This window comes from Mucilaginibacter sp. P4_A11 (genome assembly GCF_056402535.1).
Genome location: NZ_JBFUHE010000020.1, coordinates 101,230 through 117,125, shown reverse-complemented (window position 1 = coordinate 117,125; position 15,896 = coordinate 101,230). Strand labels below are relative to the sequence as shown.

General features: G+C 44.6%; 22 protein-coding genes. 12 read left to right on the top strand and 10 right to left on the bottom strand.

What is annotated here, in order from left to right; translation table 11 throughout:
- Positions 1 to 519 precede the first annotated feature (519 nt).
- The 3 genes from AC1DUD_RS27940 to AC1DUD_RS27930 all read left to right on the top strand — a co-directional run bounded on the left by AC1DUD_RS27940 (position 520) and on the right by AC1DUD_RS27930 (position 2,568).
- Entirely contained in the window at positions 520 to 951 is a 432-nt protein-coding gene (locus AC1DUD_RS27940) for a hypothetical protein (protein ID WP_477380681.1), read from the top strand.
- 529 nt (positions 952 to 1,480) lie between these two features.
- On the top strand, positions 1,481 to 1,864 hold the full coding sequence (locus AC1DUD_RS27935; protein WP_477380679.1) for a hypothetical protein: 384 nt from the start codon (positions 1,481 to 1,483) through the stop codon (positions 1,862 to 1,864).
- A gap of 485 nt (positions 1,865 to 2,349) precedes the next feature.
- Positions 2,350 to 2,568 (top strand): lipoprotein, encoded by a 219-nt coding sequence (locus tag AC1DUD_RS27930; RefSeq protein ID WP_477380677.1) that lies wholly within the window; start codon positions 2,350 to 2,352, stop codon positions 2,566 to 2,568.
- A 24-nt stretch (positions 2,569 to 2,592) separates the two neighbouring features.
- On the opposite strand, the gene AC1DUD_RS27925 is transcribed toward AC1DUD_RS27930, so the two are convergent.
- From AC1DUD_RS27925 to AC1DUD_RS27905, 5 genes are all read right to left on the bottom strand, one after another.
- Positions 2,593 to 2,763 carry a hypothetical protein gene (locus tag AC1DUD_RS27925; protein ID WP_477380675.1) on the bottom strand — a complete coding sequence of 57 codons (171 nt, stop codon included), beginning with the start codon at positions 2,761 to 2,763 and terminating at the stop codon, positions 2,593 to 2,595.
- Between the two features lie 280 nt (positions 2,764 to 3,043).
- Positions 3,044 to 3,631 carry a DUF4142 domain-containing protein gene (locus AC1DUD_RS27920; protein ID WP_477380673.1) on the bottom strand — a complete coding sequence of 196 codons (588 nt, stop codon included), beginning with the start codon at positions 3,629 to 3,631 and terminating at the stop codon, positions 3,044 to 3,046.
- 113 nt (positions 3,632 to 3,744) lie between these two features.
- The gene (locus tag AC1DUD_RS27915; protein ID WP_477380671.1) at positions 3,745 to 4,002 is read right to left on the bottom strand and encodes a hypothetical protein; all 258 of its coding nucleotides are present in this window, start codon (positions 4,000 to 4,002) and stop codon (positions 3,745 to 3,747) included.
- Between the two features lie 22 nt (positions 4,003 to 4,024).
- The gene (locus AC1DUD_RS27910; protein ID WP_477380669.1) at positions 4,025 to 4,195 is read right to left on the bottom strand and encodes a hypothetical protein; all 171 of its coding nucleotides are present in this window, start codon (positions 4,193 to 4,195) and stop codon (positions 4,025 to 4,027) included.
- Positions 4,196 to 4,707: 512 nt separating this feature from the next.
- Positions 4,708 to 5,049 carry a helix-turn-helix domain-containing protein gene (locus AC1DUD_RS27905; RefSeq protein ID WP_477380667.1) on the bottom strand — a complete coding sequence of 114 codons (342 nt, stop codon included), beginning with the start codon at positions 5,047 to 5,049 and terminating at the stop codon, positions 4,708 to 4,710.
- A gap of 347 nt (positions 5,050 to 5,396) precedes the next feature.
- Between AC1DUD_RS27905 and AC1DUD_RS27900 the strand changes: the two genes are divergently transcribed.
- Positions 5,397 to 6,614: a DUF2252 domain-containing protein gene (locus AC1DUD_RS27900; RefSeq protein WP_477380665.1), complete on the top strand. Its 1,218-nt coding sequence runs from the start codon at positions 5,397 to 5,399 to the stop codon at positions 6,612 to 6,614.
- A 10-nt stretch (positions 6,615 to 6,624) separates the two neighbouring features.
- Positions 6,625 to 7,098 (top strand): ankyrin repeat domain-containing protein, encoded by a 474-nt coding sequence (locus AC1DUD_RS27895; RefSeq protein WP_477380663.1) that lies wholly within the window; start codon positions 6,625 to 6,627, stop codon positions 7,096 to 7,098.
- Between the two features lie 121 nt (positions 7,099 to 7,219).
- Here AC1DUD_RS27895 and AC1DUD_RS27890 read toward each other — a convergent pair whose 3' ends face one another.
- The 3 genes from AC1DUD_RS27890 to AC1DUD_RS27880 all read right to left on the bottom strand — a co-directional run bounded on the left by AC1DUD_RS27890 (position 7,220) and on the right by AC1DUD_RS27880 (position 8,506).
- Positions 7,220 to 7,777 (bottom strand): DUF72 domain-containing protein, encoded by a 558-nt coding sequence (locus tag AC1DUD_RS27890; protein WP_477380699.1) that lies wholly within the window; start codon positions 7,775 to 7,777, stop codon positions 7,220 to 7,222.
- A 124-nt stretch (positions 7,778 to 7,901) separates the two neighbouring features.
- Positions 7,902 to 8,078: a hypothetical protein gene (locus tag AC1DUD_RS27885; protein WP_477380661.1), complete on the bottom strand. Its 177-nt coding sequence runs from the start codon at positions 8,076 to 8,078 to the stop codon at positions 7,902 to 7,904.
- Between the two features lie 44 nt (positions 8,079 to 8,122).
- Positions 8,123 to 8,506: a TraR/DksA family transcriptional regulator gene (locus AC1DUD_RS27880; protein ID WP_477380659.1), complete on the bottom strand. Its 384-nt coding sequence runs from the start codon at positions 8,504 to 8,506 to the stop codon at positions 8,123 to 8,125.
- A gap of 30 nt (positions 8,507 to 8,536) precedes the next feature.
- Between AC1DUD_RS27880 and AC1DUD_RS27875 the strand changes: the two genes are divergently transcribed.
- From AC1DUD_RS27875 to AC1DUD_RS27850, 6 genes are read left to right on the top strand one after another with little or no spacing between them, the layout of a single operon-like run.
- Positions 8,537 to 8,788, top strand: a complete 252-nt coding sequence (locus tag AC1DUD_RS27875; protein WP_477380657.1) for a hypothetical protein — start codon at positions 8,537 to 8,539, stop codon at positions 8,786 to 8,788.
- Between the two features lie 40 nt (positions 8,789 to 8,828).
- A complete protein-coding gene (locus AC1DUD_RS27870; RefSeq protein WP_477380655.1) occupies positions 8,829 to 9,704 on the top strand; it encodes an SDR family oxidoreductase in 876 nt (291 codons plus the stop codon).
- A gap of 1 nt (position 9,705) precedes the next feature.
- Positions 9,706 to 10,632 (top strand): NAD(P)H-binding protein, encoded by a 927-nt coding sequence (locus AC1DUD_RS27865; protein ID WP_477380653.1) that lies wholly within the window; start codon positions 9,706 to 9,708, stop codon positions 10,630 to 10,632.
- Positions 10,633 to 10,644: 12 nt separating this feature from the next.
- Complete coding sequence (locus tag AC1DUD_RS27860) at positions 10,645 to 11,568, top strand: helix-turn-helix domain-containing protein (RefSeq protein ID WP_477380651.1); 924 nt, start codon at positions 10,645 to 10,647, stop codon at positions 11,566 to 11,568.
- Positions 11,569 to 11,627: 59 nt separating this feature from the next.
- Complete coding sequence (locus AC1DUD_RS27855) at positions 11,628 to 12,389, top strand: SDR family NAD(P)-dependent oxidoreductase (protein ID WP_477380649.1); 762 nt, start codon at positions 11,628 to 11,630, stop codon at positions 12,387 to 12,389.
- An 8-nt stretch (positions 12,390 to 12,397) separates the two neighbouring features.
- Complete coding sequence (locus tag AC1DUD_RS27850; RefSeq protein ID WP_477380647.1) at positions 12,398 to 13,315, top strand: helix-turn-helix domain-containing protein; 918 nt, start codon at positions 12,398 to 12,400, stop codon at positions 13,313 to 13,315.
- A 7-nt stretch (positions 13,316 to 13,322) separates the two neighbouring features.
- Here the strand turns inward: AC1DUD_RS27850 and AC1DUD_RS27845 are convergent, their stop codons facing one another.
- The gene (locus AC1DUD_RS27845) at positions 13,323 to 13,688 is read right to left on the bottom strand and encodes a SnoaL-like domain-containing protein (protein WP_477380645.1); all 366 of its coding nucleotides are present in this window, start codon (positions 13,686 to 13,688) and stop codon (positions 13,323 to 13,325) included.
- Between the two features lie 95 nt (positions 13,689 to 13,783).
- On the opposite strand from AC1DUD_RS27845, the gene AC1DUD_RS27840 reads away from it, so the two are divergent.
- On the top strand, positions 13,784 to 14,698 hold the full coding sequence (locus tag AC1DUD_RS27840; protein WP_477380642.1) for an AraC family transcriptional regulator: 915 nt from the start codon (positions 13,784 to 13,786) through the stop codon (positions 14,696 to 14,698).
- Between the two features lie 503 nt (positions 14,699 to 15,201).
- On the opposite strand, the gene AC1DUD_RS27835 is transcribed toward AC1DUD_RS27840, so the two are convergent.
- Positions 15,202 to 15,870: a flavodoxin family protein gene (locus AC1DUD_RS27835; RefSeq protein WP_477380640.1), complete on the bottom strand. Its 669-nt coding sequence runs from the start codon at positions 15,868 to 15,870 to the stop codon at positions 15,202 to 15,204.
- Between the last annotated feature and the right edge of the window lie 26 nt (positions 15,871 to 15,896).

Here is a 15,896-nt window from a genome sequence, read left to right as displayed (position 1 = left end):
TCGTTCTGCATTGAAGGAACATAAAAAGATATCAAAGGACGAGACCCAATCCCGAAGCGCCGAAGCGACACTTGTTTGATTAGTAAACTATTCGGTTCCACTTTAGGGGGGAAATAAAGAAATGAGATGGGTAAAACTGTAGTGAATTTGCACCCTCATCTTTGTAAACTCCTGGTGTTAACTAAGGGTAAATTGCCGCAGGCTGGAGAACCACTTTTTTCGCGTGTTTTGTGAAGAAAAGCGGCCCTGAAAAAACCATCCTGCTAAGGAGAGTGAGGTGTCAATTGTCGCATTAAATGTAGCTATGACTTGCAAAACTTCGCAACCGATTTACACTTTAGTATACAATCGTACCAAGCACTAAGCATCGTCCTCAATGATAATTAAATTAGCAGTTAAAATATTAGCCTTAATTCTTGAAGTTCCATCCAATGTATAGGTTTTAGCTGTATAGAATAGCTGTTAACTATACTATTTATAAGCCGGCGTTATAAGCGATTTTTAACAACTTGGAGTGATATGGACAATGTCGTCAGCCTAATGATTGGTACGCCTTGCAGGTCGACAAAGCAGGCGGAAGCAGGGAAAGAGCGGGATACCCACCGCGGCAAAATTGTGGAATACATCGTACGCCGTCATCCGTTGGGATTGAGTGAAATTTCACGAAAAATCGGCATCAGCCGGCGCACTTTGTATAATTGGTTTGAAAAAGAAGATCTTGGCATGAGCGATATTATGAAAATCGGCTTTGCGATAGGGCACGATTTTTCAAACGAATTTCCCATTGGCGTTTTTGAGAACAGTTTATCAAATTTGAAAGATCAGGAAATGGAAGCATCGCACACTGACAATGGACATCGGGCTATACATTTCTGGATGGAGAAATACATTCGCCTGCTGGAACAATATAACGAAATTCTGAATTGTAAAATGGATAGGCCGGAAAGCTGAAATGGCTATTATCGTACCGCTAAATGTTAATTTTTTGAGTGATCAGGAAGCATTAATTATACGAATTACGGTATAAGGGCCGGATTACCGGGTATCATAAGACTATCAATATCTGCCACTATTCTTCCCTGACGTAAAATTTATTCCGGCATTTACTGCACATATATCTTTTTACAGGCATCCAGAAAAATACGACCTTGATGATTTTCTCTTTTGGGATTCGTTTTGTTGCTATGCTCCTGCACTGGGGGCAAAGGATGTTCTTTTTGTAGTTGTTTTGAAATATTGAAACAGGCATAGTGGTTAAACGATTTTTTGTATACAGGGGTTTAAAAAAATTATTCTTTTTAAAATACTACAACATGTTTAACCGGTATATCCGGGCATTTATATTCTTTCATGTTAATGGACAGGCAGATACGCCCTGCTTTCGTTCTTCGCGGCCGTTCGGCATTAAAATTGAATACTTTTGCGGCCCCCCGGGTCGCGGACGCGATCAACCGGTCGGACAATTACTTATCTACTGAATATGAAAAAGACATTGAACACGCTTCTGATCGGCCTCCTTTTGACGGCGTCGGCATGCAGCAAAAAAGACAAGGTTGCGCCTGTTACTAAACACGAGCTTACCTTTACCACCAATGCCAACGGCTATAAGACAGTGATCAGCCTGCAGAAAAAAGGCGAGGGTACTGAAAACGCCCAGTTGCTGGAATCGGTAAACAATACCGGAACGAGTTATTCCTACAGGACAACGATCTCGACAGGTGATCACTTGTTGGTAACCATCAGCCTGAATGGGGCAAAGGACGTCTATCACTATCAGATCGACGATAACAATACAAAAGCAGATGCAGGCGATGTTAACGTCGCTGCAGGGACTTCGCTCATCCTTCATTATCCCAGGGATTGATGTTATAGTTCATGACATTATCCATCAGGTGTGTTTACATCATGACTATTTAACGAACTTTTAACAATCCAACAAAACTGTTACAATATTTTAATTTAGTTAGTTAATTCATTTCTAACCTATTAATTTATATTTGTTAAACCTGTTAAGAATATTTAGTACCCCTATAGATCCCGCATCTACCCGAGCCTGTCTTTCGACAGGCTTTTGTATTTTTCGTATTACAATGTTGGATAACTGAGAAAAGATTTTTACTTTTAATTTCATTGTTATTTTAATAGGGGTATTAAATAACAAACATTCAGGCCACGCTTCATAGGAATCGTGGTTTTTTTATGGATACTGTTTTTGCTTTGGGCTTTCCGATTGAGAGTTGATGAATGATTTAATTATTGGATACTGCATACATTTTTCAGCGTTGATCAATGAAATAACGCTACGTGCCAACCATTTAGGAAACCGGTTGTTTTTCTTCTAAAATGGGTATGAAAAAATTCGCGATTATGCTCCTGGCAGTTTCCGCATGTCTTTCCCTTTCAGGTTGTGGATTGATGGAAATGTCTTTTAAGGCCGGTTTTATTATGGCGCTCATACTTGCCGCCGCTGTTGGTCTGCTGGTATGGATCTTTCATTTCAGCCTTAGGCTGATAGGACGGTATTTTCCCGCTATCCGCACGGCATTTGAAGGCTTTTGGGACGAATAATCATTTATTCCGTCGTTCTTCATCTTATTTAACAGGAAAATTCATCCCTGATCCGGTTATGGATAAAGCTGCGATCAATTTACGCTGCAGTGCTTCTTTCCTCTCGCTGTGATCTGCTTGAATGTCATCGTTTAAAAGGATCAGTTTTTGCCTGAAGTTTTCAAGTTCTTCTTTGCTGCTATGGCACAGTGTCATTCCCTTTTTATTGTAATAGGACAACAGCAGATTGTCGCAAACTGAAGGGGGCAATTCTAAATTAAATTTATGGGTAGCCTTGTTGAATATTACAGTAGTAATTAGTGGGAGGTCATTCATCTGGAAGCAAAAATAAAAGCTTTGCTGAATACTTGCTTAAGCTTTCGTCATCTCTGAGGCCGCAATTGGGAAAGGCTTAGTTTGATCCAGTCATATCCTACTTGATCGACCATATTTGACGGTATTCATCGCAATGGTCGATCAGGAAAGGAAAGGGGATTTATTTAATTTGAGCCTGGATCTTTTCAATCGCAGACAGGTGCATTTTTAACATCGGGATTGCTTTTTCGATCAATGCCTTCATTTCCGGATATTTGACCTTTACGCGTGCATTTTCAAATGCAGCGATGTCCTTTTTATGATCGTCTACCATGGCCTCTACATATGCCTTGTCGAAATCAGCATTTGATTTTTGCGATAGGCTGGCCTTTAAACCGGCTTCTTTTTTTCCTACGGAATCCGGCAAAACGATCTTTTTCTCTTTGGCCAGTTCTTTTAATTCCAGGTTCGCCCTGGAATGATCGGTGACCATCATTGCCCCGAAATCCTTAACGGCCTTACTGCTTCCCTTTGCCTGGGCCAGTTTTCCAAGTTCCACTTCAGCCATGCCGCCGTTAGCGGCTTCTACCGCGAATTTAGCATCCGGTGCACTGACGACCCAATCACCTGTACCTGCCTCTTTGTTATGAATGGAATCCTGGTGGGTGTTGGTACTGTCCGCCTTTTCCCTGCTGTCTTTATTTGAATTACAGGCATTCAGCAATACTGCCGCAAACGGCAGGAGTACAATTGCATGGAACTTTTTCATAATAAGATGGTTAAAATGTATGGTTAATATTTGTTTGTCAATCCGGCAAAGAGACTATCTTGCAGATGTCTGCCAGTTCAAATGCATGTCGACATTATCCTGCCCCTTAACTATCAGTGATTGCTTTTCGAGGCCCGTCCGCTTGGGTCGGCATTGCCATTTGCGTTGGTGTCACCTTTTACAGTATCCTGCTTTGCCGCTTTTCTCTGGTGGTTGATGGTATTGGTATCCGGCTGCACCCCGCTCCCGGCTTTGAAGGTAGCGGTTGTATCGCTCGAGCCGTTGAGCTTTTTGTTACGGTCACTTGGGTTACAGCCTGTAATTTCTACAAGTGACAACGCAGCAATTAATGCCAGGTTTAATGCTTTCATAATCGTAATTTTTAACTTGTAATCAGGCACCGGCCAATTGTTTAAGCTGGTTAATAACGGATTCAGTACCCCACAAAAAGACGCTTTCCTTATTATAAGAATAACCGAGCTTCAATGCTTTCGCATCGATCAGTGAGCGTAAACCACGCTCATACTTTTCCCTCTTTATTTGCATACGCTTTTGTAGTTCCATAGGTGATGTTTTTGACAAACAGATATCAAATTCTATGCCCTTAATACGGATCTCCATAAAAAGTGAATCCCGGAAACTATCTGCTTCATTTACTTCAAGTGGATACCTATGGGGCTTCACGGTAAGCGGATACGCTTATTTTAAAATTTAAAAGCAGAGCCTTCATATCGAGATCAATCCAGGAAACAAGTTCTGAGCGGCAAAGAGGACAATAATGTACGAAATTTAATGCCTCATAGGGAGACAGCTGACATGAAAGCGCAGTGTCTGTTCGGTAAATTGAAACACCGCAATTTTTATTAAAGCAATAATACTTAATTTTCGCGTTTTTCATTCCATCCAATCTTGTATATTGGCCTGAATGCCAATTGTATGCCAACATTCAAGAGAACTCCGAAAAGGAATAAAAAAAATATTTCAGCAATTGTGATAGCTAAAACAGCTGGCGGAAGTCAAGGGCGAAAACTCACAAAACAACCCGCTCCAAATTTAGCCTAATGATCTATGGATCATTAAGGCTGGTTGCTTTGACTGATTTTTAACTGTTCGAAAAGCTCAATCACTTTTTTTTGCAGGTCGATCACTTCAGTTTCTCTAATCAGCAGTTTCTTATTAATAACTTCCAGATCCAATTTTGCCTGATGTTGTTTTGGCTCATCAAGCGTCAGGAGTTCTATAATGGAAATTTCAAAAGTGGCGGCGATCTGTTCAATCCTGGAGAGGTTGACATCGGTTACGCCTGTTTCAATTTTTGAAAAAGCGGCAATTGAAATATCGAGTCGCATCGCTATGTCTTCCTGGCTCCATCCCTTTTGGCGACGTAATGTTCGTATATTTTGCCCGATAGTGTTCAATCTAATGTTTGATAAGTATTTTTTCGAATATAATACAAATGATTGGTTTACAAAAAACCGCACTCAAGTCAATAGTGTTTGCATTACACCAGGCATTATACCGCTGACCGCTTTCAAAATATGTATTGACAGTAAAAAAAGCGCCAGATCATATTTGAATGTTTCATGTTTTCAATTTTCATAACCATACGTTTGATTTAACAAACTACTTATATTAATGATTGCCAGTTCCGGTGTTGTCAAATCAGCATAGTGTCAGGGGTGCCGCAGAGGTGATCGAAAAATCGTGGATCAATAAACAATTAAACAGAACCGCTTGTTGCAGCTATACCATTTGAACCGGTAACATGTCCACATTATCCGAACGATTGATTGAATTTAACACCGGCCGCATGCCTGATATGGTTGCGCTGAAGTACGAAGGCATGGCCGAAAACCATTTTCGTTTTTTCAGGGGCACCTGCCATTTATTTTATGAGGACCTGGCAAGAGCATCGCCTTTGCCCCTTTCACCATTGGGCTGGATTTGCGGCGACCTCCACATAGAAAATTTTGGCAGCTACAAAGGTGATAATAAGCTGGTTTATTTCGATCTGAACGACTTTGACGAGGCTGTGCTCGCACCGGTTTGCTACGAGTTGGCCCGGATGACAACTAGCATTTTTATTGCTTTTGACAACCTGGGGTTCGAACCGGAGAAAGCTTTAAAAATGGCCCGATTATATATACGCGATTATGCTGCTACGCTGGTTAACGCTAAAGCTATCAGCATCGAACCGCGTACGGCCAAAGGCATCGTAAAGGAATTTTTGACAAGGGCGGACCATAGCAACGAAAAGGACCTGCTGAAGAAACGCACCATCAGCAAAAAGCGGAAGATCATGCTTTCCCTGGAAGATGAGCGGCATTTTAAACTGGACAAAAAATTAAAAAGTGAACTAAAATCCCATATTAATGAGTGGGTAAAGAACAGCAACGACGGCCCATACAATTACCGGGTCATCAGTGCAGTTTTCCGCCTGGCAGGGACCGGAAGTATCGGCGTTAAGCGTTACCTGTTTTTACTGAAAAGCACGAATACCAAAAACAAATACCTCCTGCTGGACATGAAGCAATCCCTGCACTCATCTGTTTACCCCTACCTTCCTGTACAACAGCTGGACTGGCCTAACGAATCGGAACGCATTATCAATATCCAGAAAAGAATGCAGCACGTAACGGCCGCTTTGTTAAGTACAACCACATTTCGCGGCGATACTTTCGTGATCCAGGAGCTACAGCCGGTCAAAGACACCATTAAATTTAAACAGTTAAACAATTACCGGGACATGTACCAGGTGATCAGCGATATGGCCACCCTAACAGCGTCTTCGCATCTGCGGAGCAGCGGCATGCAGGGTTCTTCCATTATCGATGATCTAATCGCTTTTGGCAGATCGGAAGAATGGCAGCCATTGCTGATAGACTATGCGAAAAAATACGCAGCCAAAGCAAAGTCCGATTACAGGCAATTTATCAAGGATTACAAAAAAGGCCTGTTTAACACGATAACTAAAAAATATTAAAATATAAACTATGAGCCAATTGAACCGTGTCCTTACCGCAGCTGCACGTCAGGGCAATACCGAAATTTTACGGGAGGCAATCAAACAGGGGGCGGATATCAACAGTAAGGATGAGAAGGGATACACCCCGTTGATCATTGCCTGTTACAATCACCAGCCGGAGGCTGCCAAACTGTTGCTTGATAATGGTGCGGACGTGAATGCCGCGGATTTCGGAGGTAATACGGCACTTATGGGGGCTGCCTTTAAAGGTTATGCGGACGTTGCTGACTTATTACTGGAATATGGCGCCGATATCGACCGGCAGCATGGTAACGGTGGCTCTGCATTGATGTTCGCGGCGATGTTCGGGCGTAACGAACTGGTCAAATTACTTTTAGACAAAGGGGCGGATAAAACGATAACGGACTCCAGAGGACTGACCGTGCTTGACCTGGCCGTACAACAAGGTAATGAGGAAGCGATCAGCCTTTTAGCTGATTAAATTAAGCTTCCTCCATTCGTGGGCCGGGAGTGGCTAAATCTACAAAATCCGCATCGAATCGTACTTAGTTGTTTTGTTCGACAAGGCCGCGCCTCAGTAAATGAAGATTTTCCAGCGCGGCTCAGGCTGTAATGTTAAAATTAGCATAAACGCTTTTACCTTTCTCCTGCCACTCATTGATATACGAGACATATTCGAAAAAAAAACTTTCACTGTAGCTTCCCTTATAATTGCCGGAGGGGCCATGGAAACGAAGGTAAACCAGTTGATCAGCAGTTATCTCCACCGTTGTGGCAGATTTAGGCATATCCTGTAGTACCATCGCTGCATGATGAGGGTATAACGGTTCAAAAACATCCTCTTTATACCAGGAAGGATCACGAAATTCAACTGCGACAGGCCACGTGTGAGTACTTAGCATATCTAATAACCCCGCTAATTGGGGCAGGGAATTTTTCTGCAGGCTGGGTGGGAACTGAACTAAGAGGCACCCCTGCTGCGATTCGGGCAACCGGATCGCTTCCATAAAACTACTGACATCCTGCGGATTGAAAAACATGTTTTTTTCATGGGTGATCCCTTTCCACAATTCGAAGGTAAAACGAAAATCAGCACTTACTTCCGTCGCCCACCGCGCAATCGTTTTGGCCTGCGGGATCTTATAAAAAGAACTGTTAATTTCGATACTGTTTTCCTGTAAGGAATAATACCCAACCTGGAAAGGTGGCTGTATTCCGGCGGAAAATCGCGCTTCGGCAAGTCAATCTGTAAACCGCTGGTGCCGCCAAAGAATTTTCCTTTCATCAGTCAAGAATAATATACCAGTGGTGGTCATTATCCAATGCATAGATTAGTCCATCGCTCATTTCATAAACATCACGGCCATGTTTTTGGCTGAAGTAGATTTTTTCATCGCGGATTACTGTACCATTATTTTCTACGCGCAAAAAGAAAAGCAATGCGCCTAAGTTAGGTGCCACATCTCTAAGGTGCCTGGCCTACCCTTCTTTTACAAATGCCGAGCTCATACCTGTTTGAGTTTTGCTTCCATGCTTTGGGTGGTATGCGGAACCGCCATTAAGCGTTCTTTGGGGATCAGTTTACCCGTAGAACGGCAAATGCCATAGGTCTTGCTTTCGATGCGCGTGAGCGCGGCCTCGAGCTGCCCGATGAATTTCTTCTGTCGCCCGGCTAACTGGTTGGTTTGTTCCTTCTCGAAAGTAGCCGAACCATCTTCCAGCGTTTTTCCGGCGATCGCAGCATCATCGCCGTTGGAGCCGGAAGCGCTGAGCGTCCCAACCAGTTCCAGCAGTTCTTCGCGTGCCACATTGATCTTGTCTTTGATCAAAATTTTAAACTCATTTAACTCAGTGTCATTGTATCTCGTTTTACTATTTTCTGGCTGCATGATTCGTTTAACAAATATTTATGTAAATGGTTGGCTTTACAGCTAATTCGTATTCCGGATATCTACCAAGGCCCTGAGCTTTGGGATTCCAGTCTGGTGTACCCGGATAACCGGCGCCCGGTAGATTACCTTTTAAGAACCGCTTTATTGCAACAAACCAGGTACCAGGATGCTGTCCGGCTTTGGAAAAACAGGAAGAACGGTACTATCCAATTATGGTTAACGCATAAACTTTTGCAGGATTCGGCTAAATCAAACGGAGATTTGGATAAATCCCGCTGAACAAAGCAGCCCATCTTTGTATAAACAAAAGAAGTCAATTATGCGCGTATTTGTTACAGGAGCCACAGGCTTCATTGGTACTGCCATTGTGCAGGAATTAATAAATGCCGGCCACCAGGTACTGGGGCTGGCCCGTTCAGATGCATCGGCTCAAAAGCTGATCGATGCGGGTGCAGAAGTTCTCCGGGGTGACCTGGAAGATCTTGAAAGCCTGCGCAGCGGTGCTGCTCAGGCCGACGGTGTGATCCATGCCGGTTTTATCCATGACTTTACCCGTTTCCCGGAAGTATGTGAGGTAGATAGAAAGGCTATTGAAACCATCGGCGAAGTACTGGCCGGTTCTGACCGTCCTTTTATTGTTACCTCGGGCACAGCCCTGGTTAGCCCGGGAAAGCTGGCCACCGAAGATATTAAGCCACCGGTTAACCCGGGTTGGCCTCGGGCTTCGGAGCAAACAGGAGATTCGGCAGGTGCGGCATCGGTTCGTTTATCACCTTCGGTGCATGGCGATGATGATAAGCATGGCTTTGTGCCGATACTGGTCAATATCGCAAAAGAAAAAGGTTTTTCCGCTTATATCGGCGAAGGGCTGAATCGCTGGAACGCGGTACATCGTTTAGATGCTGCGTATCTGTTCCGTTTAGCTTTGGAAAATGCCACACCCGGCGCCCGTTATCATGCTTCGGCCGAAGAAGCGATTACAGTCAAGTCTATTGCCGAAGCTATTGGCAAACAACTTAATCTGCCCGTAAGATCAGTTGCGCCGGAAACAGCAGCCGAGCATTTTGGCTGGTTTGCCCACATGGCCGCGATCGACTGCCCGTCTTCGAGCAAGTGGACACAGGAAACGTTGAACTGGCACCCTACGCATTCAACCTTACTTACGGATATTGAAAACGGCGTTTACACCCAATAAAATGAAGATCATCGTAACGGGTTCTTTAGGGAACATCAGCCAACCGCTGACAGCAACATTGATCGCCCGGGGACACCAGGTAACTGTGGTCAGCAGCGATGCTAAAAAACAGACTGCTATTGAAGCTTTGGGTGCGTCAGCAGCTATTGGGTCGATAGCCGATGTCGATTTTTTGACGAATACTTTCAAAGGCGCAGACGCGGTTTACGCCATGATTCCGCTGAGTTTTACAGAGCCCGACTTGAGCGCCTATATGCACAGGATGGCGCAGAACTATGCAGCGGCCTTAAAGGAAGCCGGTACCAAACGGATCGTTGTTATGAGCGGCTGGGCAGCAGATTTGGTTAAAGGCGAAAACGTAGAACACTTATTTGATGGATTGGACGCCTCGATTACCATCATGCGGCCCGGTTCGTTTTATACCAACTTTTACCAGTCCATAGACCTGATAAAAGGCAAGGGATTAATCGGAAAATTCCTGACACTGCGCTACTCCGGCCTTTGGGCCTTGTTGACCGGTAAGACCGGCCTGTTGATGGGAAATTATGGTGGCGATGACCGCATCGTTTTCGTATCACCGAAGGATATCGCGGATGCAGTTGCTGAAGAACTGCTACTACAGCCTAAAGAGAAAACCATCCGTTACGTAGGCAGCGAGGAAATGACCTGCAACGAAGCGGCAAAGATCATTGGCTCCGCGGTGGGCAAACCCTGGTTAAAATGGGTGCTGCTCCCGGACAAGGAAATGCTGCAGGGATTGAAGATGGCTAAAGTGCCGGAAAAACTGGCAGAGACATTAGTAGAAATGCAGGCAGCGATGCACAGCGGCAAGACGCTGGAAAACTTTCATCAAAGTAAACCCAAAATGGGGAAAATAAAACTCGCTGATTTCGCTCAGGAGTTCGCAGCAGTCTATCATCAAAAATAAGTATCTTGTGTTATGAATAACCACCAGCTATTCCGTTTTAAAACGATCACCGAATATCACCGGGCCGCAGGCCTGCCCAACCCCGCTCACCCGTTGATCAGCCTGGTGTACATGGATGACATTCAGCTACCTATCGCTGAGGTTCCGTTCAGTCTGGTCTTTGACTTTTATTCGATCTCGCTTAAAAAAATGCTTCACGCCAAATTCAAATACGGGCAGCAGGCCAGCGACTTTGACGAAGGGGTATTGTTCTTCATGTCGCCCGGGCAACTATTCGGCATCGATGCCATCGATATGACTACAGCAAAAAGACCCGAAGGGTGGATGCTCCTGATCCACCCGGATTTTTTGTGGAACACCGCGCTGGCTAAAACAATTAAACAATACGAGTTCTTCAATTACTCGGTCTACGAAGCGCTATACCTGTCTGACAAGGAAGAAACTATGCTTACCACCATTGCGAACAATATAGAGCAGGAATACCATGCCAATATCGACCGGTTTAGCCAAAGCGTGATCATTGCCCAACTGGAACTTTTGCTGACCTATTCCGAAAGATTCTACCAGCGGCAGTTTATCACCCGCAAGATCGCCAGCCACGAACTGCTTACACGCCTGGAAGATTATCTATCCAATTACTTCAGCAGTGGTGCCTTAGCTAAACAAGGCTTGCCCAGCGTGGTTCATATCGCTGAAACCTTAAATATTTCACCCGGTTATTTGAGTGGGCTGCTTAAATCCCTGACAGGACAAAATACCCAGCAACATCTGCACAATAAGCTGATCGAACTGGCCAAGGAAAAGCTGTCGACCACCAACCTATCCGTTAGCGAAATCGCCTACGAATTAGGTTTTGAGCACCTGCAATCTTTCAGTAAGCTTTTCAAGACCAAGACCAATCTCTCACCAATGGAGTTCAGGCATTCCTTCAATTAGCTTACGAAAATCCGCAATTAGCTTATAAACCGATAGCAGCGGAGGCCGACCTTTGTGTTATGGAAAATCAACACAAACGGATAGCCCTCATTACCGGGGCTAACCAGGGCGTCGGACTACAGGTCGCAAAAGAGTTAGTTAAAGCGGGCGTCACTGTATTACTGGGTTCACGCAATTTTGAAAAAGGTGAAATGGCCGCCAAAGAAATCAGGAACGGCGCTATCGCCATCCAGATCGACGTGACCGATCAAAATTCTATTAAGCTTGCGGCAGAACGTATTGAAAAAGAATTCGGCCGTTTGGACCTGCTGGTCAATAACGCTGCCATATCGAATACCCTCAAAGATGATCTATCGCTGGCGGAATATGCCCGAATCAGCAAAGCAAGCACCGCCTCGCTGGATGAAGTACGCGCCGTATGGGAAACCAATGTTTTCGGTGCGCTGGCCGTTTACCAGGCAATGCTACCCTTATTGAAAAAATCTGAAGACGCCCGCATCCTTAATGTATCCAGCGGCGTGGGCTCGCTGAACTCCAATGCCGACCCGGCTTACCCGTACCGCTACTTTTATAACCCTGTTTACGCCGCCTCCAAAACCGCGCTAAACGCGATGTCACTGGCTATGATGATCGAGTTGGAAGGCACCGGCATAAAGCTTAACTTGGTATCGCCGGCTTTTACCAGCACCGCCCTGAACGGTTTCGAAGGAACTGAATCCATTGAAGATGGTTCACGCGAAGTGGTAAGGGTCTGCTTGTACGGACCTAATGATCCGAGCGGTACATTTACCCGCTGGGAAAATACGGACATACCCTGGTAGGCATAAAAATGAAAAAGGAAACAGAGGCTACTTATCTATTTGAATCGCTGTCGGAATTTCACCGGGTGCTGGGCCTTCCAAAGCCAGCGCACCCGCTGATCAGTCTCGTCTATAATACCGACGGCAAAAGCCGGATGCCGGACAGCAGCTGTAAACAATTTATGCTGGCCTTTTACAAGATCTCTTATAAACCAAATTTGAGAGGCCAATTTCGATACGGACAGCATTATTACGATTTTGATGAGGGCGGCCTGTTCTTCCTCGCACCGAACCAATTGACCGGAACGTACGATCAGGATCTTGACTTCAGCGGCTTCACGTTGTTCGTTCATCCCGATCTATTGAAAAATTATCCCTTAGCCAAAAAGATACGCCAGTACAATTTCTTTTCCTATTCAGCTACAGAAGTCCTGCATTTATCCGACAAGGAAACAGAAACCGTTTTAGCCACAGCCAAACTGATTGACGAGGAACTCAACAGCCGGATCGATAAATTGAGTCAGGACGTCCTCATTTCCCAGCTGGAACTCTTTTTAAACTACGCCGACCGTTTCTACCAGCGCCAATTCTTCACCCGCAAAGCGGTCAATCATGACCTGTTGCAAAGGCTGGAAGAAATTCTGGACGCACATTTCGATCACAAAGCACCGGAACAAGGCATACCCACCGTACAGTACCTGGCCGGCGAACTCAACTTGTCCCCGCACTATCTAAGCGATATGCTTCGTTCGCTGACCGGGCTGAACGCCCAGCAGCATATACACCTGAAACTGATCGAAAAGGCCAAAGAAAAACTGTCCGCAACCAATTTATCCATCAGTGAAGTGGCCTATGCTCTGGGCTTTGAACATCCCCAGTCCTTCAGTACTTTATTTAGGACAAAGACCAGCCTTTCACCACTGGAATTCAGGAAGTCTTTCAATTAAGCAACGATCAATAAAAAAAGGTTTCAGATATGATCTTATCATCCTTTACGCCAAAAACCGCAATTTCTGCTAACTGTACCCGTTGTCCATTTTTTAAGGTCATGTCCCTACCCATGGCCACGCTAAAATAGTCGCCCCCAACAACAGGTTCGCTGCTGAAAAAGCTGTGTACTTCTGCTATTAGTTCCTGCCTGGCTTTTGACTTTGCTAAAACCGCTTCAATACCTTTGGTTATGGTAGGCACGCCCACTGCCAACGCGTGTTCTGGTTCCGTACAAACAATGTCGGCACTATAAAGCTGCCCGTAAATTTCTGCCACTTGTCTTTTTTTAAAAAGATCATAATAGCGATTTGCTAATGCCTGAGTTGTCATATTTTATGCTTTATTTATACAACAAAGATATCTTGCCAATTAATACCAAAAGCACCTTAAAGTGCCATATATTTGCTTAATCGTATCAATTAAACATGGATGCATTAAGTACTATATTAGAGGCAACCAGGCTAAAAAGTGTAGTTTATAGCAAATTTCCCTTAGCGGCGCCGTGGGGGTTGGATATTATCAAAGACGAAAATTCGCAATTCTGGCGGCTGGTGTGCGGTAGCTGTACTATTGGTTCGCCCGATGGCCGTGTTATTAAAATGGCGGAAGGCGATCTTGTATTTGTACCTCATGGCAGCGCCCACTGGATAGCAGACAGTCCTACAAGCTTACGCATGCCTTCGCCCGAATTTGTTAAGGCCCGCAGGGCGGGTATCCCTGTCTTTAATGGCAACGGCGATATCACTACCCTTATAGCAGGCCATTTTGAATTTGATTACCAGTCCTTGCATCCTTTTTTAAAGGATTTGCCCTCAATTATTCATATCAGGCAATACGTAACAGAAAACCAGCTATTGCTACGGCAGGTTACGCAATTAATGCTGGAAGAACTTAACAACGAAAGACCGGGAAGCAGCATAATGTTGAAATGCTTGTCGGAAATTATGTTTGTCAATATCATCAGGACATATCTGGAACAGGCTACTCCTGACAGTGGTTTTCTTTCCGCATTAAATGACCCGAGGATCAGTAAGGCGTTAAAACTGATGCAGGACTCGCCCCAGAGCAATTGGACGCTGGAATCTCTTGCATCGGAAGCTGGCATGTCACGATCTGTATTCTTTAATCAGTTTAAAAAGTTAGTACATGAAACCCCCTCAAGCTATCTTACTAACTGGCGCATCAGGCATGCCCAGAAGTTATTAATGATAGATAACAGCAATGTGTCCGAAATTGCAGCAAATGTCGGTTATCAGTCGGAAGCGGCTTTTAACCGGATTTTTAAATCAAAAACAGGGCAAACTCCCGCAGTGTACAGAAGAAGTAAATTTTTAAAGTGATTCCCGGCATTTACCAAACAAGAGCATCTTTCAATGATAATCTTATCCCTGTAATAATTTTGTCAACTCCACTATTTGCACTTCTTACATATACCAAAAGACCACACCCGATTAAAAGTGTGTTACAAATGTATTACAGCCAATTTTGATTCTTCAAAAATTCAGCCGCAAATTGGCCTTTGTAAATCAGAAACGCAGATTTTCGCCCGATATAAAATTGGTTTTCAAAAGACTTATTTCAGAGTTTCGGTAACCCGCCATAACCTGCACCGGCTAATCCTTGACACCTGCTACGCTTCAGTTTCCACTATCGCGATAGTGCGATGCAGGATATGCTGGGCTTTGACCAACGCTCCCGATTAAATGTGCCTGCCTCTAAAAAAGGCAACTGGGCATGGCGTTTGGACGGCACCATGCTGACCGATAAACTTGCAGCATCATTAAGATTGATTGTAAAAAGCTATCACCGGTGATCAGCTTATTTGTCGAATTTTGACTATCTGTTATTCTTCATCCGCTTTGTCGCTTTCTCCTTCCGCTTTTTTATCCTCTTCCAGTAGGTTAGTACCTATCGGGTTAGCAGCGAGTAACCTGGCGAACCAGGACAGGTTGGCGGTCATATAACGGAGCGTTTTATTGGTGTATAAATAACGTTTCCCGCCGCCTTCCACGTAATCTTTTTCCCCGCCGGCCATCCCTACCCAATAAGCATTTACATTAGGAGGAATGGTAAAGCCAACTTCCTGCAGCGCCCAAAGTACTTGTGCTGCACAGCTGTGCGCACCGTCTTCATTTCCGGTGATCAGACAACCGCCAACTTTGTTATAGGGCATGAATTGCCCGTTTTCTTTGCTGCTCAGTTCTTCGTCCCGGAAGATCGCATCCAACCGTTCTATTACTTTTTGCGCCGTGGAAGCCAGGTTCCCCATCCATATCGGTGTGGCGATAATAAAAATCTGGCAGGCTCTGATCTTTTTCAGTATGAGCGGCCATTGGTCGCCTTCTCCCTCATCCGACGAATTACCCGTTAAAACCTGGTAATCGTTCAGGCGGATAATCTCAGTTTCGAAACCCTCCCCTTTTAATTGTTCTGCCGCTTTCTCCGCCAGAGCGCCGGTGTTGGAGAACGCAGGGCTACGTTTAAGTGTACAATTGATGATTAACGCTTTCATAAGTATATTTTGATTTGATGATTAAT

Bases quoted from the DNA above. Each gene is read 5' to 3' on its own strand.
- AC1DUD_RS27855 (WP_477380649.1), top strand. From the start codon at position 11,628: ATGGAAAATCAACACAAACGGATAGCCCTCATTACCGGGGCTAACCAG.
- AC1DUD_RS27935 (WP_477380679.1), top strand. From the start codon at position 1,481: ATGAAAAAGACATTGAACACGCTTCTGATCGGCCTCCTTTTGACGGCG.
- AC1DUD_RS27835 (WP_477380640.1), bottom strand. From the start codon at position 15,870: ATGAAAGCGTTAATCATCAATTGTACACTTAAACGTAGCCCTGCGTTC.
- AC1DUD_RS27850 (WP_477380647.1), top strand. From the start codon at position 12,398: ATGAAAAAGGAAACAGAGGCTACTTATCTATTTGAATCGCTGTCGGAA.
- AC1DUD_RS27940 (WP_477380681.1), top strand. From the start codon at position 520: ATGGACAATGTCGTCAGCCTAATGATTGGTACGCCTTGCAGGTCGACA.
- AC1DUD_RS27845 (WP_477380645.1), bottom strand. From the start codon at position 13,688: ATGACAACTCAGGCATTAGCAAATCGCTATTATGATCTTTTTAAAAAA.
- AC1DUD_RS27930 (WP_477380677.1), top strand. From the start codon at position 2,350: ATGAAAAAATTCGCGATTATGCTCCTGGCAGTTTCCGCATGTCTTTCC.
- AC1DUD_RS27910 (WP_477380669.1), bottom strand. From the start codon at position 4,195: ATGGAACTACAAAAGCGTATGCAAATAAAGAGGGAAAAGTATGAGCGT.
- AC1DUD_RS27900 (WP_477380665.1), top strand. From the start codon at position 5,397: ATGTCCACATTATCCGAACGATTGATTGAATTTAACACCGGCCGCATG.
- AC1DUD_RS27865 (WP_477380653.1), top strand. From the start codon at position 9,706: ATGAAGATCATCGTAACGGGTTCTTTAGGGAACATCAGCCAACCGCTG.
- AC1DUD_RS27860 (WP_477380651.1), top strand. From the start codon at position 10,645: ATGAATAACCACCAGCTATTCCGTTTTAAAACGATCACCGAATATCAC.
- AC1DUD_RS27840 (WP_477380642.1), top strand. From the start codon at position 13,784: ATGGATGCATTAAGTACTATATTAGAGGCAACCAGGCTAAAAAGTGTA.
- AC1DUD_RS27915 (WP_477380671.1), bottom strand. From the start codon at position 4,002: ATGAAAGCATTAAACCTGGCATTAATTGCTGCGTTGTCACTTGTAGAA.
- AC1DUD_RS27920 (WP_477380673.1), bottom strand. From the start codon at position 3,631: ATGAAAAAGTTCCATGCAATTGTACTCCTGCCGTTTGCGGCAGTATTG.
- AC1DUD_RS27925 (WP_477380675.1), bottom strand. From the start codon at position 2,763: ATGACACTGTGCCATAGCAGCAAAGAAGAACTTGAAAACTTCAGGCAA.
- AC1DUD_RS27870 (WP_477380655.1), top strand. From the start codon at position 8,829: ATGCGCGTATTTGTTACAGGAGCCACAGGCTTCATTGGTACTGCCATT.
- AC1DUD_RS27880 (WP_477380659.1), bottom strand. From the start codon at position 8,506: ATGCAGCCAGAAAATAGTAAAACGAGATACAATGACACTGAGTTAAAT.
- AC1DUD_RS27895 (WP_477380663.1), top strand. From the start codon at position 6,625: ATGAGCCAATTGAACCGTGTCCTTACCGCAGCTGCACGTCAGGGCAAT.